Consider the following 617-nt stretch of genomic DNA (forward strand, 5'->3'; position numbering starts at 1 on the left):
AGTGTTGATCATGGACTTGGTGTAGTCCTGACGGATCTGCACGGTCGACAGGTTGGTGCCGAATTCCGAGGCCTGCGAGCGCAGCACCGACAGGGCGTTGTTCAGCTTGTCGATGGTCTGGTTGATCGCTTCATCCGTCGCGAAGCCGGATTCGACCGCGGCGACCACGTTGACCCCATCGGTGTCTTCGGTAAAGCCCGTGGCGGCAAAGTCTGCGTTTGTGCTCTTCAGGTTGAGAGACACGTCACTTTCGATGGTCAGCTTGCCCGTCGAGGTGTTGAACGAAGCGTTGACGCCGTTGAAGCGCTTGATGAAGTCGGTCAGATCCTTGACGGAGGTCTTGTCGGTGACTTCAAGCGAGCCCAGTTCATAGCCATTGCCATCGGTCAGCGTCAGGATGTCCTCGACGTTGAACGAGCCGGAGTTCTTCAGCAGCTGCGACCCTGACGTGAAGTTTGCGGCAGAAACGCTGATCAGATCGGACGGAGCCGGTGTGGCAGCGCTGGCATTGGTGTTGTGGAGGTAGACGTCATCGTTCGAGATGATCGACAGGGAGCCGGTCTTTTCGTCGAACTCGGCCCGTACACCGGCGACACCATTGATCTGGTCCACCAGGT

At 58.0% G+C, this 617-nt stretch carries 1 pseudogene; it reads right to left on the reverse strand.

Annotated elements, in window-relative coordinates:
- Window positions 1-617 (reverse strand): annotated as a pseudogene (locus tag AC0CMF_RS25255) (flagellin N-terminal helical domain-containing protein); the annotation flags it as partial.

It is taken from the genome of Pannonibacter sp. CBAS1226, from assembly GCF_055685825.1.